The organism is Niastella caeni, from assembly GCF_004834005.1.
Taxonomy (GTDB): domain Bacteria; phylum Bacteroidota; class Bacteroidia; order Chitinophagales; family Chitinophagaceae; genus Niastella; species Niastella caeni.
Genome location: NZ_STFF01000006.1, coordinates 306,722 through 326,596, shown reverse-complemented (window position 1 = coordinate 326,596; position 19,875 = coordinate 306,722). Strand labels below are relative to the sequence as shown.

Here is a 19,875-nt window from a genome sequence, read left to right as displayed (position 1 = left end):
CGGGTAAACATAATGTCTCTGCAACGATGCTGCCATTAAAAACGGATTAAAAAAAGAGAAGCAATTCATCTTCTCGGGGGAAGTACTGTATCATCGTTAACGCTCAATTAACAACCAATCATGGTCTTACGCGAAAGAAGAAATGGGTTAGGAGTTCTAATTAACACTTTAACCCAAAATAGTACTATGCGATTCTCTGCACTACCGGTTATTGCCATCCTTGTGATGCTGTTGTTGGGAGTTGAAATACCGGCAACGGCTCAATCATCACAACCGTTGTTATTATCAGATGCCATTAATACCGGGTTAAAAAATTATCAAAGCATTCAGGCAAAACGCAATTACCTCGATGCTTCTACTGCGATGGTGCAAAACACGCGCAATGAATATCTGCCGAATGTTATTGCTTCTGTACAACAGGATTACGGTACTATCAATGGTCAATATGGCCCATTGGCGGCTATTGGTATACCGGGTGTTGCTTCAAGTGGTCCGGTGAGTAGTTCGCAAAACTGGAACGCTTCGTTCGGTGGTTTGTATTTTGTAAATACCAACTGGGAGTTTTTTACATTTGGCCGGTTGAGGTCAAAGATCTCCCTGGCCAATGCACAAGTGCAAAAGGATTCCGCTGACCTGGTGCAGGAACAATTTATCCATAGCGTAAAAATTGCCAGCGCTTACCTGAACTTATTGACCACACAAAAGCTGGTACAAAATGCGCAAGCCAATCTGCACAGGGCCATTACCCTGCAACAGGTTGTTGCGGCGCGTACCCGTACCGGTTTAAATGCCGGGGTGGATTCTTCCATTGCCAATGCGGAAGTATCACGGGCGCGGCTGGCGTTGATCGATGCCCGGAATGGAGAACTGCAAGTGCGCAACCAGTTGGCCCAGTTCCTGAATGTAGCGCCGGTGGCATTTAGTTTAGACTCCACTTTCTTCAGTACTGTACCTGCTGAAGTGAAAACGAATAGTTCCATTACGCAGAATCCGCAGGTAAAGTTTTATCAAACGCGCATTAACCAAAGTGATGTAGCAACGGCGTATCTGAAACGAAGTGTGCTGCCGGGATTGAATTTGTTTGGCGTTTTTCAAACCCGTGGTTCCGGGTTTGATTATTCGTATTCACCCACTACCAATGCCAAGTATTCGCATGATTATTTCGAATGCATAAAACCTGCCCGCAGCAACTATGTGACCGGCTTGGCCATTGCCTGGAATATCACCAGCATTGCCAAGGTCAAACACCAGGTACGGGCGCAACAATTTTTAACGGCTGCATATAAAAATGAATACGACCAGGTAACCACGCAGTTGCAGGATCAATTGATACTCGCCGACCAGCGTATTGACAACAGTTTGCAAAGTGCCCGGGAAGTACCGCAACAATACAAGGCCGCAGCAGATGCCTGGCTGCAAAAAAGTGTATTGTATAAGAATGGGTTGACCAACGTTGTTGACCTGCAGCAGGCGTTGTATGCGTTGAACAGGGCTGAGACAGATAGGAGCGTGGCGTATATCAATGTATGGCAGGCGTTGTTGCTGAAAGCGGCTGCTTCAGGAGATTTTGACTTGTTTATCAAACAAGTGAAATAGTATTATAAATATGACAGGGGATTCATCTAACACGATCGATTTATGAATTTGATAAGATTAGCATTACGGAAACCTATTACAATACTGGTGTTGGTTGCGGGGTTATGCTTTTTTGGTATTAATGCAGTACGCAATATTAAAATAGATATCTTTCCTTCGCTCGATCTGCCGGTTATTTATATTTCCCATCCGTTTGGTGGTTATACCCCTACGCAGATGGAAGCGTTCTTTGGTAAAAATTATGTGAACCTGTTATTGTATGTCTCCGGCGTAAAAAGCATCGAAACAAAAAATATCCAGGGACTAACGTTAATGAAGCTGTCATTTTACCCCGGAACGAATATGGCCCAGGCTGCTGCGGAGGTGAGCGCTTTTTGTAACCGGGCGCAGGCAATATTCCCACAAGGCTCGCAACCACCGTTCATTCTACGGTTCGATGCATCTACCTTGCCGGTTGGGCAGTTGGTCTTGACGAGTCCTATCCGTTCCAATAACGAATTGCTCGATCTGGCCAACGTATATGTGCGTTCTTCTTTTACTTCCATTCCCGGGCTGGTATCGCCGGCCCCTTTTGGTGGAAACGTACGTACGATTGTAATAAAAGCAGACCCCGAATTAATGCGGGCGCATAATCTTACACCCGATCAATTGGTGCAGGCCATCCGCATCAACAACCAAACCACGCCATCGGGTAATGTGCGGATCAACGATTACAATTATATTACGCCTACCAATACGACCATTAAGACCATCAAGGATTTTGAGAATATTCCTTTGTTTAAAGGCGGTGTGCAAAATGTGTACCTGCGAGATGTGGCTACCATTGAAGATGGCGCCGATATTACGTCCAGTTATGCGCTGGTGAATGGAAAACGATCTGTTTACATGCCGATCACCAAATCGGCTGATGCCAGTACCTGGGAAGTGGTGCAGAACCTTAAAAAAGCATTGCCTAAGTTCCAGGCGCAATTGCCGGAAGATGTAAAACTATCGTATGAATTTGACCAGTCGGTGTATGTGATCAATGCGGTGAAGAGTTTGATCTCAGAAGGCGCTATTGGCGCGATTCTTACCGGTTTAATGGTGTTGTTGTTTTTGGGTGATTCGCGAGGCGCACTCATTGTGATCCTTACCATTCCCGCTTCTATTATATCAGGTGTATTGTTTTTGTCGTTGTTCAATCAAACGATCAATATCATGACGTTGAGTGGTCTGTCGCTCGCCATTGGGATCCTGGTTGATGAATCTACGGTGACGATTGAAAATATTCACCAGCACTTTGCAATGGGCAAGCCAAAGGCCGTGGCCATATGGGATGCGTGTAAGGAAATTGCCTTTCCCAAGTTGCTCATCCTGTTTTGTATCCTGGCGGTATTTGCGCCTGCTTTTACGATGAAGGGCATCCCGGGTTCGCTGTTCCTGCCATTAGCACTGGCTATCGCTTTCTCCATGATCACGTCGTACCTGCTGGCGCAAACCTTTGTGCCGGTGCTGGCTAACTGGATCATGAAAGTTCATCCGGGCAACCACAACTCCATTCATAGTGTTCAACCGGTTGCACTGCCCGAAGGTGATACCTGGGACCAAAAGAAAGTATTGTTGGAAAAGGAAAGTAAGAATGCTACCCGTTTTGAAAAGTTGCGTGCACGGTTCCTGCGGTTCTTACAAAGAATATTGCCATACCGCAAACCGGTTGTGATCGCTTATATAGTTGTGGTAAGTGGTGCGGCAGTGTTGTTGTTGGCGAGTATTGGTCGGGATGTATTGCCGCATACCAACTCCGGGCAATTCATGTTGCGGTTGCGGGCGCCTGATGGTACGCGCATCGAACGTACGGAAGCCATCATCCTCAAAACACTCGGCGCGTTGGATGAACTGGTTGGTAAAGAAAATATTTCTGTTACCTCCGCATTTATTGGGCAGCACCCGGGTTTGTTTAGTACCAGTCCAATTTACCTGTTCATGAGCGGACCACAGGAAGCGGTTTTACAGGTACAGTTGAGTGAAGAGTATAAGACAGATATGGATGAGTTGAAAGAAAAGATCAGGGCGAAGCTACATACCCTTATGCCCGATGTACGATTGTCTTTTGAGCCCATTCAATTAACGGATAAAATATTAAGCCAGGGTTCGCCTACGCCGGTGGAGATCCGGATCTCGGGAAGGAACAAAAAGCTGAATGAAGAATATGCGAACAAGGTGATCCACAAACTGAAACAGATCCCTTACATGCGCGATGTGCAATTGGGTCAGTCGATCAGGTATCCTGCCATAAATATCAATATCGACAGAACGCGGGCGGCGCAACTGGGTGTGGATATCAATGATATTTCCCGTTCACTGATCGCTTCCACTTCCTCCTCACGGTATACGGAAAAGAATATCTGGGTAGATGAAAAATCGAACCTGGCTTATAGCGTGCAGGTGCTGGTGCCTGAAAACAAGATGACGAGTGTAAACAATATTGGTGAAATCCCGATCCTGAGCAATGCATCCCGACCGGTTTTAAGCGATGTGGCTACCATACAACCCGATACCACATATGGTGAGAATGATAACGTGGGCGCAATGCCCATGTTGAGCGTAACTGCCAATCTGAATAAGATGGACCTGGGTACGGCTACCAAGGACATTCAAAAAGCGGTTCAATCACTGGGTGAGTTGCCGCGGGGATTGAATGTTGAACCGAAAGGGTTAAGCGAAGTATTGACCGATACACTGGATAGTCTGCAGGGCGGATTGATAGTCGCAATTGTCGTGATCTTCTTAATGCTGGCGGCGAATTTTCAATCGTTCAAAGTATCGGCGGTGATCCTGGCAACCATTCCGGCGGTAATTTTAGGGTCGCTGATAATGTTGATGATTACCGGTTCTACCCTTAACCTGCAATCATATATGGGTATCATTATGTCGGTGGGGGTTTCCATTGCCAATTCGGTGCTGCTCATTACCAATGCGGAACATTTGCGCATGCATAACGGCAATGCCTGGGAGTCGGCAATAGAAGCGGCAGCCTTGCGATTACGTCCGATCCTGATGACGACCATTGCGATGGTGGCAGGCATGATCCCAATGGCATCCGGTTTGGGCGAAGGCGGCGATCAGGCGTCGCCCCTGGGCCGTGCCGTAATTGGCGGTTTGATCGCTTCCACTTTTGCGGCCTTATTCATTCTGCCCATGGTATTTACGTGGGTGCAGGGGAAAGCGTCTACGCAGTCGGTTTCATTAGACCCGGAAGATAAGGAAAGTAAGTTTTATCAGGGGTGAATGATTAATGGTGAGTGAGTTTCCGAATTTTGACCACGCTGCCAAATTTTGACAATCATAAACATCAACACCGCAGAACAATAAATAATATAAACGGTTTTAGTAAGTACTAATTTTGAAAGACCATCACAGAAAACAGCGCATATGCAACTAAGAAATTTAATATATAAAGCAAAGACTGGTTTTGTTTTACTGGCTGGCGTGAGCTTGCCTGGTTTATTACAAAGCTGTAAATCAACCAGCGGTGAAGAACCCACTACGAAAAAAATTGCTGCCGCAACAGTGGCGGTTTCTACAGAAGTAGTTCCCCTGGAAAAAGGGATGCTTTCTTCTTCATTACAAATACCTGGTGAACTGGTGGCTTTTCAACAGGTTGACCTGTATGCGAAGGAAAACAGTTTTGTGCGGAAGTTATATGTAGATGTTGGTTCTGAAGTAAAGACCGGGCAGTTGCTGGTGACCATGGAAGCGCCCGAATTAAATTCGTTGGAAGCGGCTGCACAATCAAGGTTGAAATCCCAGGAAGCGTTATACATCGCCAGTAAGTCTGGTTATGACCGGTTGCTGGAAACCAGTAAAACACCGGGAACCGTTTCGCAGAATGACCTTGACCAGGCATTGGCGAAAAAGAATTCAGACTTTGCACAATGGGATGCGGCAAAAGCGCAATACAGGGAAGTTACCGACAGAAGGAATTACCTGGAAATAAGAGCGCCTTTCAATGGAGTGATCACTTCCCGTAATGCTAATCCTGGTGCGTATGTGGGTCCGTCAGGTAAAGGATCGGAGTTTCCATTGTTCACTTTACAGGAGCAAAAGAAATTGCGTTTGGTGATCTATGTTCCGGAAGCCTATACCGGATATTTGGACCAACAGGATAAAGTGAATTTTAATGTGAATGCATTTCCCAATGAAAAGTTTTCAGCGCAGGTAAAAAGGCTCGCCGGTGCGTTGGACAGTCGCCTGCGCTCGCAACGCATTGAAATGGATGTAATCAATGAGAACAAAAGGTTATTGCCAGGCATGGTGGCGAATGTTATCATTCCGTTGTCAACCAAAGACAGTACGTTCATTCTTCCCAAAACTGCCATTGTAAGTTCACAGGAAAGGGTGTTTGTTATTAAAGTTGTTAATAATAAAGCAGAATGGGTTGATGTAAAAAAAGGCCGGGAGAGCGATGGTAAAGTGGAAGTGTTTGGTGAGTTGGCTACCGGCGACCTGATCATTAAGCAGGGAAATGAAGAGGTGAGGAATGGCTCTACGGTTTCAGTGAAACCGTAATTTGTAAATAGCCGTGCCACGGTTCTCTTTCGACTTTGCTCAGGACCGTGACACGGTTATCTCAAGATTCTTTAAATATTAATTCATTCACCGTACTGATCTCATCCTGGTTGATGGTATGCCCCATGTTCTTGTACACTTTCTTCGTTACCTGGGCATGCTTGCGGGTTAAGATCTCCGCGCTAGCGTGTACTCTTTCAACCGGTACATGTGGGTCAGGATCGCTGGTGCCAATGAAGATGGGAGTTCCGCCAAAATCACCGGCATAATTTTGTTCGTAGATAGTATCACCAATCAACCCCCCGGTGAAAGCTGCCACACCGCCATATTTGGTGGCGTTGCGGGCAACAAACTCCAGGGTTAAACAGGCGCCCTGCGAAAAGCCGAGGAAATAAATATTGTCTGTTGTAATGCCGCTTGCCTGCACATCTGCTACCACCTCTTTTATTACCGCCAGCGCACCCGATAACCAGGGCTCATTCTCTTTGGGTGGCGCCAGGAAAGAATACGGATACCAGGTATTGTTGGTGGCCTGGGGCGCAAACAGCGCGAAGTCTTTTACCGGCAAATAAGTCGCAAGCCCCAGAATATCATCCGCACTGCCGCCTCGCCCATGTATCATAATCAGCGCTTTTGACGCTTCGCCTGTTTGCTTTCCGGCCTGAATAACTTGTTTTGTATGCATGTTATGATTGTATCAATTTGGGTAACACTTTTTCAATGGAAGCCCTTTCGGGTTCATACTGCACGGGCAGTTTTAAATGCGTGCCCAGTTCATTCACCGGTTCATCGATCGCAAAACCCGGATTATCTGTAGCCAGTTCAAACAACACACCGCCCGGTTCGCGGAAATACAAAGAGAAAAAATAATTCCGGTCTATCTTGGGTGTTATATTATATCCTTTGCCGGCAATCTTTTCCCTGAAATGCATAAGCAATTCATCATTTTTCACGCGAAACGCTACGTGGTGATTGGTGCCGCCTGCTACCAGTCCGTGAGGTACGTCAGGTTCTTCCACCAGGTCAACAATAGCGGCATTTTCTATAGCATCCGTAATAAAACGGTACCTGTTTCCTTCCTGTTTTAATAATTTATAACCGAATATGTCGGTAAGAATGCTGGCTGTTGGTTTTATATTCCGCAGCGTTAACACAATGCTGTGAAAACCTTTTATAGCCACATCTTTTTTGATCTCGCTGGTTTCCCAGGGAGCGCGGTTATCTGCTTTGGCAGGCACCACCAGTTGAATATGTAACCCATCCGGGTCCTCAAAGCGAAGTATTTGTTCGCCGAATTGTTCATCTACCTGTCCAAACCGTACCTCGTGTTTTTCGAAATGATCGCTCCAGAAGTCGAGGCTGCCTGCCGGCACGGTATACCCGATATCGGTAGCCATGCCGGTGCCAATACGTCCCGGGTTTACATTCTTCCAGGGAAAGAAGGTAAGAATGGTGCCAGGCGTACCGTTTTCATTACCATAATAAAAGTGATAGGTGCCGGGGTCATCGAAGTTCACGGTTTTCTTTACTAATCTTAACCCGAGCACTTTGGTATAAAAGTCGTAATTGCGCTGGGCGTCACCGGCTATCGCCGTAATGTGATGTAGGCCCAATATTCTATCTTCCATAATTGTAAATTCTAATATGAAGCTACGATAAGGTTTACTATTGTGTATGACCGGGGGAAACACCAACCTTTTTCATAAAGCTGGTGTTTCACCGGTTCAGGATCCGAAGGCTTAAGCAGCTTGTTTTACCAACTGTATTTCAGCGGTGAATTTAATGTCATCTCCTACTACTACGTTACCAGCTTCAGTAACAGCACTCCATGTTAATCCAAATTCCTTTCTGCTTAATTTTCCGCTTACAGTAAAACCGGCTTTTGTTTGTCCATAAGGATCAACTACCACACCACCGTTTTCAACATTCAGTACTACGGGTTTGGTAGTGCCTTTGATCGTCAGTTCACCATGTAATTTACCTTCTTCGCCATTGGCTTCGAATTTAATGCCTTTAAAGGTGATCTGGTTATGATTGGCGGCGCTGAAAAAGTCATCTGATTTCAGGTGACCGTCTCTTTGCTCATTATTGGTGTCGATAGATGCTACATCAATAGTTACATCAATTTTACCGGGCTTGCTGAAATCGTTACCTGCTGTTTCGGCTACCACATTAAAGTTTCTGAATTGTCCGGTAACGGTGCTGATCATAAGGTGTTTTACCTTAAAGGTAATTTCGCTATGCATTGGGTCGAGTGTCCATTTAACTTGTGACATTTGTTTGATATTTTTTTGTTTGTTATTAATTGGTAACTGTACAAATTTCGGCCGAAATAAGGGTATGGAGAATAGTGATATGCTGGAATCTGTTGTATATATTATGGCTTGTAGAAAAAGCGGGTAGTAAGTGGCTAGTGGCGAGTAGGGAAAGAGCTAGTAGTAAGAAGTTAGTGGTAAGCAGTTAGTAGTTAAGGAGCTGGAAGTGAGTAGCAAGTAGGGAAAGAAGTAGGAGGGAAGAGGTATGGGAAATAACAGGTGGCTCGTAGGCAATAGCGAATGATGAATATAAGCCCTACTAGCCCTTAACTAAGCTTTAACAATTGCAGGTCGCAGTGAACCTTCACCTCGTCGCTCAATAACAATCCATTCTTATCGAAAAATTGGTTCCAGGTGATATTAAAATCTTTCCGGTTCAATACGGTATCCATCTCAAACGCGGCTTTCGCATTGCCCAGGGGGTCGGAACAGAAACCCAGAAAGATGGCAGTGAAGGTAAACGGGTGCTCAATATTTTTTACAGATAATACACCACTTACATGGATGTTCTTTTCCTGCATGGTAACAGCGTTTGAGCGGAATTGTATAACGGGAAACTGTTTCGCATCAAAAAAATCTGCCGAGCGTAAATGATTATCGCGCTCGTCATTTCCGGTATTTAATGAATGCGCGTATATAGTGAGCTGTATTTCACTGTTGGCAAAGCAATCCTGTTCACTTACCACGGTTCCTTCAAACTCCATGAACCAGCCTGATACAGATGTGATCATCAGGTATTTGGCATCGAACCGGATGGTTGAGTGAATGGGGTCGATGGCCCAGGTCGCTTTCTTTACGGTTGTACTCATAATTTCAAATGTCAAAATAACATAAAAACAAGCCCGGAGGCAATTGATGATCGCAGGATAATGTTGTATAATTCATGGATAAAGTTGTTAAAGTTTGTTTGTGGACAGGTTTTAGTTCGAAATCAGCAATTATTCTTTCAAACTTCTCGCCCTGAACTCAGTGAAACTTTCCCCCGAGGCATTCTTAAAGAACTTACTGAAATGGGCTGTGTCATCAAATCCTAAATGATAGGCGATCTCTTTCATGGTAACTCTGGAATATACTGCCTGGCGTTTTGCTTCCAGTATGATGCGTTGCTGTATATGGTGACTGGCAGGGGAACCGGTTATTTTCTTTACCACTTCATTCAGGTAGTTAGGCGTTACGGCCAGTTCGTCAGCATAATCGGTGACCATTTTTTTGGTAGTGTAATTCTTTTCTACCAACGCATAAAACTGCTTTACCAGGTCAATGCTTTTTGATTGGGCTTCGCTTTCTTTAGGCCGCTCGAACTGGCGGGTAAGGTAAATGAGAAAGATTTTTAGAAAACCGCGTAGGATCTCTGCGCGCAGGATAAAAAAGTTATTGTATTCCTTCAACATTTTGGCAACAGCTTCTTCCATTTCAACACTCATTTCCTCGCTCACTTTTATCACTGGTGAATTGGAAAAGGCATAGAACAGCCCGGTATTGAACAACAGGTCATAGTTTTCTTCGGCAACACCCAGAAATTCTGCCATGAAGGAGATCACATAACCATCAACAGCACCCGTAGTGGTCAATTGGTGTACCTGCCCGGGCGTGATGCAGTAAACAGTATTATCTTCCAACTCATATTGCTCCAGGTCTATCAGGTGCTTCCCGGTTCCTTTTTTTACCCAGATGATCACGAAATAATTATGCCGGTGCGGCATGGAATTTTGCTGGAACCGGTTTTGGGCTATCCATTCCATGGTATGTATCTCGAAGGGTACATTTACCACCGATTGTCGTAGCTCCAATAATGGATTAATAACGGACATGGTATTTCTTAACAGACACCAATAATAAATATTTTTTGTGGTATTGGGTTATTCGCTGATCAATAAACTATTGGCCACCTTAAAACTTACGACCACAGATTTTTTGCCTTTCAGCAACAGCGTGTAATTCTTATCGAATTCTTCCACCTCTTTTACTTTAACGGAATCGCCCAGGGAAAGACCGATCTTATCGAGGTAATTCAAAAAAGCAGAAGAGTGATCGGTAACGCCGGTGAATTTGCCCTGGCTGCCAGGCGCCAATGACGCCAGCAGTACCGATTTGTTGATGGCGAATATTCCTTTGGCATCGGGGATGGGATCGCCATGCGGATCGGCCTTCGGAAAGTCAAGGTAGGCATCCAGCTTATCGATCAGCTCCTGGCTGTGAATATGTTCCAGTTGCTCTGCGATCTCATGCACTTCGTCCCACCGGAACCTTAGTTTATCAACCAGGAACACTTCCCATAACCGGTGCTTGCGAATAATGCTAATGGCCGCCAGCCTGCCTTTCTCCGTTAACTTAAAACCTTTTGATTTTTGATAGGCCACCAGTTTCTTGTTACTCATCTTTTTGAGCATGTCGGTAACAGATGCCATGTGAATGCCTAAAACCTGCGCCAGGGCAGAGGTGGCAACCATTTCGCCATTGGCTTCCTGCAATTTATAGATGGCTTTCAGGTAGTTTTCTTCTGCAGATGAATGCACGTTCCGTCAATTTCCGGCAAATTAGGGAAAGATGGACAAAACCAGTAATATTAGGCTTGCCTAATTTTTATTGTTTTGTAGTTCTAATTTTATACTTTTGGACAACTATAATACCTGTTTATGGCAAAAAAATGGATGGTGATAAGCTCGCTTATTACTATTATACTGATAGCGCTGGCTTGTGAGAAGATTCTGCCAAAGGCGCCGGCCGATGACGAGATCCTCGATGGTCCCATTGAAGGGTTGACCGGCGAACAACACCAAATGTTCATTCGGGGTGATATCGCGTTTAATGACGATGTGTTTACCGCTGCAACCGGCCTCGGCCCCTTATTTGTTTCCACATCTTGTGGTAGTTGTCATGCCGGCGATGGCAAGGGGCATCCATTCACTACGCTTACGCGGTTTGGCCAAGTCGATAGTACCGGCAATCATTTCCTGCATTTGGGTGGCCCTCAATTGCAGAACCGGGCTGTTCCTTCATTTATGCCGGAACAACTACCGGTTGGCGCTACTTCTTCTAAATTCACGCCGCCTGCTAACACGGGTCTTGGTTTTTTAGATGCGGTGTCTGATAATACTATTCTGTCAATGGCAGATGAACACGATGCCGATGGCGATGGAATTTCCGGGCGTGTAAATTGGATAACGTTGCCTGAATATATTTCTTATCGTTCCGGCACCGTGGAGCAAAACAATAAATACATTGGCCGGTTTGGTAAAAAAGCAGCGGTGTACGACCTGATGCAACAAACGGCCAACGCTTACAACCAGGATATGGGAATTGTGTCTACCTATGAGCCATACGATTCGTATACTCACGAAGAAATTGATCCGGAAGTTTCGAATCAGAAAGTGCTTGACCTGGTATTTTATTTAAGAACGCTAAAAGCGCCGGTGCAGCGCAGTCAGAACGACCCGGAGGTGATCAGCGGAAAACAACTCTTCACTACTATTGGTTGCGCCAGGTGTCATACCCCTGAGTTAAAAACGGGTCCTTACTCCATAACCGCGCTTGCTAATAAAACCTTTAATCCCTATACCGATCTGTTGCTGCATGATATGGGCAGCGGTTTGAACGATGGCTATACCGAAGGTTCGGCCTTACCCGAAGAATGGCGCACGCCACCTTTGTGGGGGCTGGGACTTTCGAAAAATTCACAGGGCGGACAATACTTTTTATTGCACGACGGGCGCGCAACTTCCATTGAACAGGCCATTACATTACATGGGGGCGAAGGGCAGGCCAGCAATTCTAATTTTCAAAAATTATCAGCGACCGACAAGGCGCTGCTGATCAAATTCCTTGAATCATTATAAACAACCTGAGCATCCTGAGCGGAGTCGAAGGGGCTGGCATAAAGCGTTGAGCGCAGTCGAAACGCTTTTTAACAAATCGATATTGATTACTAAATACGTTTTAATGAACCGCAGAGAATTCATTCTAAATAGTTGTGCCGCCTGTTTGGGCGCCACGGCTGTATCGGGCTTGTTGTCGTCCTGTGCCTCAACCCGCTACACAAGTGGTACCCTTGGCAAAGATGGATTGACCGTAAGCGCCGAAGAGTTTAAAATAAAAAAGAAAGGCAAAACAGATTACCGGCCATTTATCATTGTACGCAATGATAGCCTGCAATATCCTATTTATGTCTATCGCTTTGGCGAAACCGAATATACGGCTGTATGGATGCGTTGTTCTCACCAGGGCGCCGAGTTACAGGCTTCCGGCGATCAGTTGCAATGTTCGGCGCATGGCAGTGAGTTCAGTAACAGGGGAAAAGTAACCAATGGTCCGGCCGATAAAGACCTGCGCACCTTTCCTGTTTCGGTAAACAATAATGAATTATTTATTGATTTGAGAAAAGTATGAAACGTGCATGACAAAATTTTCATTATGGTCCATGGCAATGAAAATTTTGTCATGGTAAGTTCCATCTGGCCAATAAAAAAATAATATTTTCAGATGAAAAAGTATTACGCTGTCTTTATAGTCCTTTGTTTTGCACCTGCCTTGTATGCGCAAATTGATCCATCGCTGTTGCGGCGTACGCCAAAAGATACCGGATCACTACAAATGAATATGGACGCCATATACAGCCGGCCGTTCTTACAATTGGGCAAACTACCCGTTGCATTGGGCGGTTATGTAGAGGCCAACTATCAATACCTGAAAGAAGATGGTATCAGCGAAGGCCATCAGTTCCAGATGCGGCGGTTGACGCTGTTTGTTTCCTCATCCATTTCCAAGCGCATTAAATTTTTAAGTGAGATAGAATTTGAAGATGGCACCAAAGAGATCAATATAGAATTCGCGTCTATTGATTTTGAGCTGGCGCCCTTACTGAATTTTCGCGGTGGCGTGGTGATGAACCCTATTGGCGCATTCAATCAAAACCATGATGGGCCTAAGTGGGAGTTTATCGACCGGCCAATATCGGCTACGCAAATGCTGCCGGCTACATGGAGCAATGTCGGTTTTGGCGTTTTTGGAAAGAAGTATGTGAAGGATTGGGTGTATGCATATGAAGCTTATTTTACCAACGGGTTCGATGACAAGATCATCGACAATGAAGATGGCAAAACCTTTTTGCCCGCTTCCAAAGAAAACCCTGACAGATTTGAAGAAAGTTTCAATGGCAGTCCGCTGTTCACCGGTAAAGTAGCGGTGAAGAACCGGAAGATAGGGGAGGTAGGACTTTCCTACATGGGCGGTATCTATAACAAATACCAGGAAGATGGATTGGTGCTTGATAAAAAAAGACGCGTGAATGTGTTTGCGATAGATTTTAATACCACCTTACCCAAAACAAATACCTGGATCAATGGTGAATGGGCCTGGGTGAATGTAGATGTACCGGATACTTATACCGAGCAATTTGGCAAAAAGCAACAAGGCGGGTTTGTGGATGTGGTACAACCTGTAATTAAAAAACCGATGATGGGTTTTGAAAATGCCGTGTTGAACCTCGCTGTGCGCCTGGAATATGTTGACTGGAATAAAGGTGTTTTTAAATCAACCGGCGGCAATATATCTGATGATGTGTTTGCCATAGTACCGGCCATCAGTTGGCGGCCAACTGCGCAAACCGTAATCCGCCTGAACTATCGCCGTAACAAGCAGCAGGATATCTTAGGGAATCCACCGGCTACCATGGCAGGTTTTCAGTTTGGGTTCTCAACGTATTTCTGATTGACGGAAATTCCCCTTGAGATTGTCGCATTTAACCCCTGTTGAGTAGCGAGTAGTTCCATCATTATATCCACTTTGTCAGTCTTCTTAAACTTTCCATATTATACACCGGCGCAAACACATCAATATACGGCATCGCGGCTTTCATGCCGGCTACTTCAGGCCGGTAGTTTGCATAACCGGCCAACGGATTTAACCAGATCACTTTTCTGGATTTGTAGTGAATGCAGTGCATGCTTTGTTTCAGCATATCTACATTACCGGTATCCCAACCGTCGCTTAAAATAATGACAATGGTTTTAGAGTCGAGCAGTTTATTGCCATAATCATTAACAAAAGTCTGGAGCGATTCACCGATGCGGGTGCCGCTGTTCCAGCCTTCATTTTCTGCACTCAGCAATTCCAGGGCTTCCCCGAAATGTTTTTGCTTAAGCAAGGATGTTATTCTTTGTAACGATGTACTGAACGTAAATGTTTCCATGCGACCGTACACCTGTTGAAAGGCATACATGAATTGCAACAGGAAAACGGAATACAATTCCATGGATTTGCTTACATCGCAAAGCATAAGCAACTTAACCCGGTTGCGTTTGGGGCGGCGGTGCATGATGTCGATCAGTTCACCACCGCGGCGCAGGTTCTTACGTAAGGTTTGCCGCAGATCGGGTAAGTCAACTTTATTTGTTAACTCATAGCGGCGGTTAGCTTTGGCGGCCAGCCGGCGCGATAAACTTCTGATGCACTTCATTAACTCCGCAACCTCATTGTCTGGTACGGCAGAAAAGTCTTTTTGCGACAGGGATTCCTTTATACTGTAACTGGCGGTATCTTCTGTTTCTTTTTTATGATTGCCTTTCAACCAGGCATTGAGTGACGCAAATTGCGCCTGCGGCGTTGGCGGTTTTTTCTTTTTTGCGGTTTCCTTCTTTTTTGCATCAATGGCTTTATCGAGCTGCTTCCAGTATTGGCGGAATAAATTATCAAAATCATCGAGGTTGGCCTTGCTGCGGCAGATGATCATTTTTAGCAACAGGAAGAAGGATTCATGGCTGGTATAATCAAAATGCTGCAGCGATTGCAGGATCATGGTTTCTTCCTCTATACCCACTGTAAACCCGTGCTGCCGCAGGTAGCGGCAGAATTGAACTATATTCTGAGAAAGAGAAGTTAATCGCGTACTCATAATACAAGAAACAGGAAGCAGGAGGTAAGAAGCAGGACGAATAAAAGTACGAGTCTTGAAATTTGGAAAAAACTTACTTCTTACTTCACAAATATATAACCAAATTAATTACATTTTAAACCTTAGAAAGTATCCCAACCTTCTCAAGTAACTCCCCTAACGACAGCTGCACCTGCCGGGTATCCTGCCATTCTTTCAACACAACGCCGAGGGTTTGCTCAATGGTCGTTTTATCCAGGTGATCGATGTGCAGAGCCGATAGTGCCATGGCCCAGTCGAGCGTTTCGGCGAGGCCGGGTGTTTTTTCCAGTTTCATTTTGCGCAACTCCTGCATAAAGCGCGTGATCTGTTCGCCAAGCTTTGCGTCGATCTCCGGTACTTTGTTTTTTACGATCAGCCATTCTTTTTCAAAATCGGGGTAATCGATATACAGGTACAAACAACGCCGGCGCAAGGCTTCGCTTAATTCGCGGGTGCGATTGCCGGTTAGTATCACCTGGGGAATATGTGTGGCTTTGATGGTGCCTATTTCGGGAATGGTGATCTGCCAGTCGCTCAGTACTTCCAGTAAAAAACTTTCAAACTCTTCATCGCTGCGATCTACTTCATCAATTAATAAAACAGGTTTTTGTGTATGGGTGATAGCCTGAAGCAGGGGGCGCTTCATAAGGAAGGGCTCGCTGAAGATGGTCTTTTCTTTTTCATCAACGGTGTGGGTATCATGTTCCGTCATTTTTAAATGGAGCAGTTGCCGCTGGTAATTCCATTCGTACAGGGCATGGGTAGCATCAAGGCCTTCATAACATTGCAGGCGAATGAGATTTGTTTGCAAGGCATTGGCCATTACCTTGGCAATCTCTGTTTTACCCACTCCCGCCGGGCCTTCAATCAGCAATGGTTTATTCAATTGTAACGACAGGAACACCGCCATGGCAACAGCTTTATCTGTTATATACCCCTGTTGTTGGAGCATGTTCTGTATATCGTGTAGCTGAAAGTTCAATTGAAATAGTTTGTTGTTTGTGGTTTGTAGTTTGTTGTTGCTGCCGCGCTTTAAGCTTCAAATTATAGGCGGCCATCTCGAATAAAAGAACCACAAACAACAAACTACAAACCACAAACCGTAAAAGAGAAATCATTATGCTCCAACTTTATGCAATGCTTTCTTTAAGTATACTTTCGCCAAATGCATCCGGTATGGTACTGAGGCGTAATGGTCCCCAAGAACAGATACGCCCTGCAATGCAGCATTTACTGCTGCTTTGATAGAGGCATCATCTAATGCTTTTCCGGCAATGGCTTGTTCTGCTCCGCCATCGCGGAAAGCATTTTCCGCAACACCTGTGAAGGCGATATTGGTGCGGCCATCGGTAAAACGCATTACGGCGCAAGCAGCCAGTGCAAAACGCGAAGCAGGTTGTACAAATTTTTGATACGTGCTTTTGGTACCATCAGGCGGAACCGGAATGCGAATTTCAGTTATGATCTCGTTGGGTTGCAACGCAGTTGAGAACAAACCGGTAAAGAACTCGGTTGCTGGTATCCTCCGCCTGCCATTACTGCTCTTTAATTCAATAACGGCATCGGCTGCCAACACCATGGCCGGCCAGTCTGCAGCAGGGTCGGCATGGGCCAGGCTGCCACCGATGGTACCATGATTACGCACCTGCAGATCGCCTATCGTGGCAGCGCCTTCTGCAAAAAGGGGCAGGTGCTTTTTGATGAGATTGTGGTACATAATATCGGCATGCGTGGCGGCAGCGCCGATCACTATTTCACCATCCTGTTCTTTTATATCTTTCAGGGCGGTAATGCCGCCAATATCTACCAGCTTCGCCGGACGGTTCAATCGCAGCTTCATGGCAGGTATCAGGCTATGGCCACCGGCCAGTATTTTGGTATCGCTGTCTGACAAGGCAGCCAGGGCCTCATCAACTGTTTTTACTTTTTCGTATTCGAATGCAGCGGGTATCATAATGTGCTAATTTGATAATGTGTTAATATGCTAATTCTCTCACGCATCAACCATCGCATGCCAAACTCTTTCAGATGTCAGTGGCATGCGAATGTCTTTTACCTTGTGACCGCCGCTCCACAATGCATCTATCACGGCATTCACGATTGCAGGTGCAGCCCCAATGGTACCGGCTTCCCCCGCACCTTTTACTCCCAATGGGTTGTGCGGACAAGGCGTTACCTGGCTGCCCATTTCAAACATCGGAAAGTCATCGGCCCGCGGCATGCAGTAATCCATATACGAAGCATTGGTGAGCTGTCCGTTTTCGTCATATTCGGCGCCTTCAAACAATGCCTGGCCTATGCCTTGGACCAGGCCGCCATGAATTTGACCTTCCACGATCATGGGGTTGATCACATTGCCCACATCATCCACTGCAATAAAACGCTTCAACGACACCTTGCCGGTTTCTTTATCCACTTCTACCACGGCAATATGACATCCGAAAGGATAGGTGAAATTGGCTGGATCATAAAAGCTGCTGAAATCCAATCCGGGTTCCAGGTCTTTCGGGTATACATGCGGTACATACGCTGTGAGGGCTACTTCTCCAAACCCGATCGATTTGTCGGTTCCTTTCACGGTGAACTTGCCCGATGAAAATTCTATGTCATCTGCACTGGCTTCGAGTTTATGGGCGGCTATTTTCTTTCCCTTTTCTATTATTTTTTCAATGCTTTTTATAATGGCGCTGCCGCCTACAGACAAACTTCGCGATCCATAGGTGCCCATTCCAAACGCCACAGCTTCGCTATCGCCATGTATTATTTCTACATCGTTGAGGTTAATGCCTAATTTATCGGCCACTACCTGGGCAAAAGTGGTTTCATGACCCTGTCCGTGTGAATGCGAACCGGTGTATACGCTTACTTTACCGGTCGGTTGCACCCGTACGTGAGCTGATTCAAACAACCCGGCCCGGCAACCCAGTGAACCCACAATGGCCGATGGTGCAATACCACACGCTTCGATATAGGTTGAAAATCCAATGCCGACTAATTTTCCATTGTGTGCTGCTTCCTGTTGTTCGCGCCGCACCTCGGCATAGTTCACCATTTCAAGCCCCTTCTTTAAAACGCCTTCGTAATTGCCGCTGTCGTATTGCAATGCAACCTGTGTTTGATATCCTGGTTGATTAACGCCATCGAATGGTGGAATGAAATTCCTGAAACGCAGGTCGGCGGGGTCAATATTCATTTCCAGTGCGGCCAGGTCAATCAGGCGTTCCAGTAAATAGGTTGCTTCCGGCCTGCCGGCGCCGCGATAGGCATCCACTGGCGTGGTGTTGGTGAATACTCCTGTTACATCCACATTTATTTTAGGTGTAGTGTATAAACCTTGCATCAATGTGCCATGTAAATAAGTAGGTACGCAACTGCTGAAAGTGCTCAGATAAGCGCCGAGGTTGGCATAGGTTTTTACCCGCAGGGCAACGATCTTTCCATTGGCATCAAACCCCATATCGGCCTTGGTGATGTGATCACGGCCATGCGCATCCAATAAAAAGCTCTCACTTCTTTCGGAAGTCCATTTTACCGGACGACCGATCTTTTTGCTGCACCAGGTCAGCAATGCTTCTTCGGTATAGTGAAATATTTTGCTGCCAAAACCGCCTCCAACATCCGGGCTTACCACCCGCACTTTGTGTTCGGGAATGCCCAGTACAAATGCGCACATCAACAAGCGGATCAGGTGCGGGTTTTGCGAGCTGGTGTATAAAGTATATTTCTCTGTAGCAGGATCGTATGAACTATTATAACTGCGCGGTTCAATGGCATTGGGTACCAAACGCTGGTTCACAAATTCAAGCGTACTCACATGCGCCGCTTTTCTCATGGCCTCGTTCACTTCTTCAATGGGGTTGCCCAGCACCCAGTCGAAGCTTTTATTGTTAGGCACATCATCATGTACCAATGGCGCGCCGGATTGTACTGCTTTGGCTGCGTCTACAACACAAGGCAGTTCTTCATATTCTACCATTACAGCCTCGGCGGCATCAGTCGCCTGTTCTATTGTTTCGGCTATCACAATGGCAATGGCATCGCCTACATGTCTTACTTTATCCGCTACCAGCAGGGGATGTTTGGGTTCTTTCATGGTGTCACCGTTCTTGAAGTTCACCTGCCAACCACAGGGAACGCCATTTACGTCAACCAGATCGGTGCCGGTATAAATGGCCACTACGCCAGGCATTTCCTTTGCGGCGCTGGTATCAACGTTCAGGAGTCTGGCGTGGGCGTACTGGCTTCTCACAAACGAAGCATAGGTTTGTTTTGGCAGTACAATATCATCGGTATAATTACCGTGGCCGGTAAGGAACCGTTTATCCTCGACCCGTTTAATGGCCCGGCCGATTAATCCGTTTGTGCTCATATAGCGATGTTATTATGATAAATAATTTTAATCAGGACAAAGTTTGAATGATCAGTGATCATGGATGCTGGTACGTGAAACGGTAAACGTGAAATCGTGAATCGTCAATCATGAATAGTCGGCTCCTGTAACTTGAA

At 45.8% G+C, this 19,875-nt stretch carries 16 protein-coding genes; 6 read left to right on the top strand and 10 right to left on the bottom strand.

What is annotated here, in order from left to right:
- Positions 1 to 186 precede the first annotated feature (186 nt).
- The 3 genes from FAM09_RS21775 to FAM09_RS21765 all read left to right on the top strand — a co-directional run bounded on the left by FAM09_RS21775 (position 187) and on the right by FAM09_RS21765 (position 6,144).
- Entirely contained in the window at positions 187 to 1,596 is a 1,410-nt protein-coding gene (locus FAM09_RS21775; protein ID WP_136579260.1) for a TolC family protein, read from the top strand.
- Positions 1,597 to 1,638: 42 nt separating this feature from the next.
- Complete coding sequence (locus FAM09_RS21770; RefSeq protein ID WP_136579259.1) at positions 1,639 to 4,863, top strand: efflux RND transporter permease subunit; 3,225 nt, start codon at positions 1,639 to 1,641, stop codon at positions 4,861 to 4,863.
- Between the two features lie 144 nt (positions 4,864 to 5,007).
- Positions 5,008 to 6,144 (top strand): efflux RND transporter periplasmic adaptor subunit, encoded by a 1,137-nt coding sequence (locus FAM09_RS21765; protein WP_136579258.1) that lies wholly within the window; start codon positions 5,008 to 5,010, stop codon positions 6,142 to 6,144.
- Between the two features lie 61 nt (positions 6,145 to 6,205).
- Here FAM09_RS21765 and FAM09_RS21760 read toward each other — a convergent pair whose 3' ends face one another.
- The 6 genes from FAM09_RS21760 to FAM09_RS21735 all read right to left on the bottom strand — a co-directional run bounded on the left by FAM09_RS21760 (position 6,206) and on the right by FAM09_RS21735 (position 10,975).
- A complete protein-coding gene (locus FAM09_RS21760; RefSeq protein WP_136579257.1) occupies positions 6,206 to 6,829 on the bottom strand; it encodes an alpha/beta hydrolase in 624 nt (207 codons plus the stop codon).
- Between the two features lies 1 nt (position 6,830).
- Positions 6,831 to 7,772, bottom strand: coding sequence for a ring-cleaving dioxygenase (locus FAM09_RS21755; protein WP_136579256.1), 942 nt, complete (start codon positions 7,770 to 7,772; stop codon positions 6,831 to 6,833).
- Between the two features lie 111 nt (positions 7,773 to 7,883).
- Positions 7,884 to 8,420, bottom strand: coding sequence for a YceI family protein (locus tag FAM09_RS21750; protein ID WP_136579255.1), 537 nt, complete (start codon positions 8,418 to 8,420; stop codon positions 7,884 to 7,886).
- Positions 8,421 to 8,725: 305 nt separating this feature from the next.
- Complete coding sequence (locus FAM09_RS21745; RefSeq protein ID WP_136579254.1) at positions 8,726 to 9,268, bottom strand: YceI family protein; 543 nt, start codon at positions 9,266 to 9,268, stop codon at positions 8,726 to 8,728.
- A gap of 129 nt (positions 9,269 to 9,397) precedes the next feature.
- A complete protein-coding gene (locus tag FAM09_RS21740) occupies positions 9,398 to 10,270 on the bottom strand; it encodes an AraC family transcriptional regulator (protein WP_136579253.1) in 873 nt (290 codons plus the stop codon).
- Between the two features lie 48 nt (positions 10,271 to 10,318).
- Positions 10,319 to 10,975 carry a metal-dependent transcriptional regulator gene (locus FAM09_RS21735; protein WP_136579252.1) on the bottom strand — a complete coding sequence of 219 codons (657 nt, stop codon included), beginning with the start codon at positions 10,973 to 10,975 and terminating at the stop codon, positions 10,319 to 10,321.
- A gap of 120 nt (positions 10,976 to 11,095) precedes the next feature.
- On the opposite strand from FAM09_RS21735, the gene FAM09_RS21730 reads away from it, so the two are divergent.
- The 3 genes from FAM09_RS21730 to FAM09_RS21720 all read left to right on the top strand — a co-directional run bounded on the left by FAM09_RS21730 (position 11,096) and on the right by FAM09_RS21720 (position 14,165).
- Positions 11,096 to 12,295 carry a di-heme oxidoredictase family protein gene (locus FAM09_RS21730; RefSeq protein ID WP_136579251.1) on the top strand — a complete coding sequence of 400 codons (1,200 nt, stop codon included), beginning with the start codon at positions 11,096 to 11,098 and terminating at the stop codon, positions 12,293 to 12,295.
- 103 nt (positions 12,296 to 12,398) lie between these two features.
- Positions 12,399 to 12,845, top strand: coding sequence for a QcrA and Rieske domain-containing protein (locus FAM09_RS21725; protein ID WP_136579250.1), 447 nt, complete (start codon positions 12,399 to 12,401; stop codon positions 12,843 to 12,845).
- 93 nt (positions 12,846 to 12,938) lie between these two features.
- On the top strand, positions 12,939 to 14,165 hold the full coding sequence (locus tag FAM09_RS21720) for a hypothetical protein (RefSeq protein WP_136579249.1): 1,227 nt from the start codon (positions 12,939 to 12,941) through the stop codon (positions 14,163 to 14,165).
- 64 nt (positions 14,166 to 14,229) lie between these two features.
- On the opposite strand, the gene FAM09_RS21715 is transcribed toward FAM09_RS21720, so the two are convergent.
- The 4 genes from FAM09_RS21715 to FAM09_RS21700 all read right to left on the bottom strand — a co-directional run bounded on the left by FAM09_RS21715 (position 14,230) and on the right by FAM09_RS21700 (position 19,738).
- Positions 14,230 to 15,348 (bottom strand): vWA domain-containing protein, encoded by a 1,119-nt coding sequence (locus FAM09_RS21715; protein ID WP_136579248.1) that lies wholly within the window; start codon positions 15,346 to 15,348, stop codon positions 14,230 to 14,232.
- 115 nt (positions 15,349 to 15,463) lie between these two features.
- Positions 15,464 to 16,351, bottom strand: coding sequence for an AAA family ATPase (locus tag FAM09_RS21710; RefSeq protein WP_243751744.1), 888 nt, complete (start codon positions 16,349 to 16,351; stop codon positions 15,464 to 15,466).
- 135 nt (positions 16,352 to 16,486) lie between these two features.
- On the bottom strand, positions 16,487 to 17,323 hold the full coding sequence (locus FAM09_RS21705; RefSeq protein WP_136579247.1) for an FAD binding domain-containing protein: 837 nt from the start codon (positions 17,321 to 17,323) through the stop codon (positions 16,487 to 16,489).
- Positions 17,324 to 17,362: 39 nt separating this feature from the next.
- Positions 17,363 to 19,738: a xanthine dehydrogenase family protein molybdopterin-binding subunit gene (locus tag FAM09_RS21700; RefSeq protein ID WP_136579246.1), complete on the bottom strand. Its 2,376-nt coding sequence runs from the start codon at positions 19,736 to 19,738 to the stop codon at positions 17,363 to 17,365.
- Between the last annotated feature and the right edge of the window lie 137 nt (positions 19,739 to 19,875).

Coding starts and splice junctions, on each gene's coding strand:
- FAM09_RS21775 (WP_136579260.1), top strand. CDS start 187: ATGCGATTCTCTGCACTACCGGTTATTGCCATCCTTGTGATGCTGTTG.
- FAM09_RS21770 (WP_136579259.1), top strand. CDS start 1,639: ATGAATTTGATAAGATTAGCATTACGGAAACCTATTACAATACTGGTG.
- FAM09_RS21765 (WP_136579258.1), top strand. CDS start 5,008: ATGCAACTAAGAAATTTAATATATAAAGCAAAGACTGGTTTTGTTTTA.
- FAM09_RS21760 (WP_136579257.1), bottom strand. CDS start 6,829: ATGCATACAAAACAAGTTATTCAGGCCGGAAAGCAAACAGGCGAAGCG.
- FAM09_RS21755 (WP_136579256.1), bottom strand. CDS start 7,772: ATGGAAGATAGAATATTGGGCCTACATCACATTACGGCGATAGCCGGT.
- FAM09_RS21750 (WP_136579255.1), bottom strand. CDS start 8,420: ATGTCACAAGTTAAATGGACACTCGACCCAATGCATAGCGAAATTACC.
- FAM09_RS21745 (WP_136579254.1), bottom strand. CDS start 9,268: ATGAGTACAACCGTAAAGAAAGCGACCTGGGCCATCGACCCCATTCAC.
- FAM09_RS21740 (WP_136579253.1), bottom strand. CDS start 10,270: ATGTCCGTTATTAATCCATTATTGGAGCTACGACAATCGGTGGTAAAT.
- FAM09_RS21730 (WP_136579251.1), top strand. CDS start 11,096: ATGGCAAAAAAATGGATGGTGATAAGCTCGCTTATTACTATTATACTG.
- FAM09_RS21725 (WP_136579250.1), top strand. CDS start 12,399: ATGAACCGCAGAGAATTCATTCTAAATAGTTGTGCCGCCTGTTTGGGC.
- FAM09_RS21720 (WP_136579249.1), top strand. CDS start 12,939: ATGAAAAAGTATTACGCTGTCTTTATAGTCCTTTGTTTTGCACCTGCC.
- FAM09_RS21715 (WP_136579248.1), bottom strand. CDS start 15,348: ATGAGTACGCGATTAACTTCTCTTTCTCAGAATATAGTTCAATTCTGC.
- FAM09_RS21705 (WP_136579247.1), bottom strand. CDS start 17,323: ATGATACCCGCTGCATTCGAATACGAAAAAGTAAAAACAGTTGATGAG.
- FAM09_RS21700 (WP_136579246.1), bottom strand. CDS start 19,738: ATGAGCACAAACGGATTAATCGGCCGGGCCATTAAACGGGTCGAGGAT.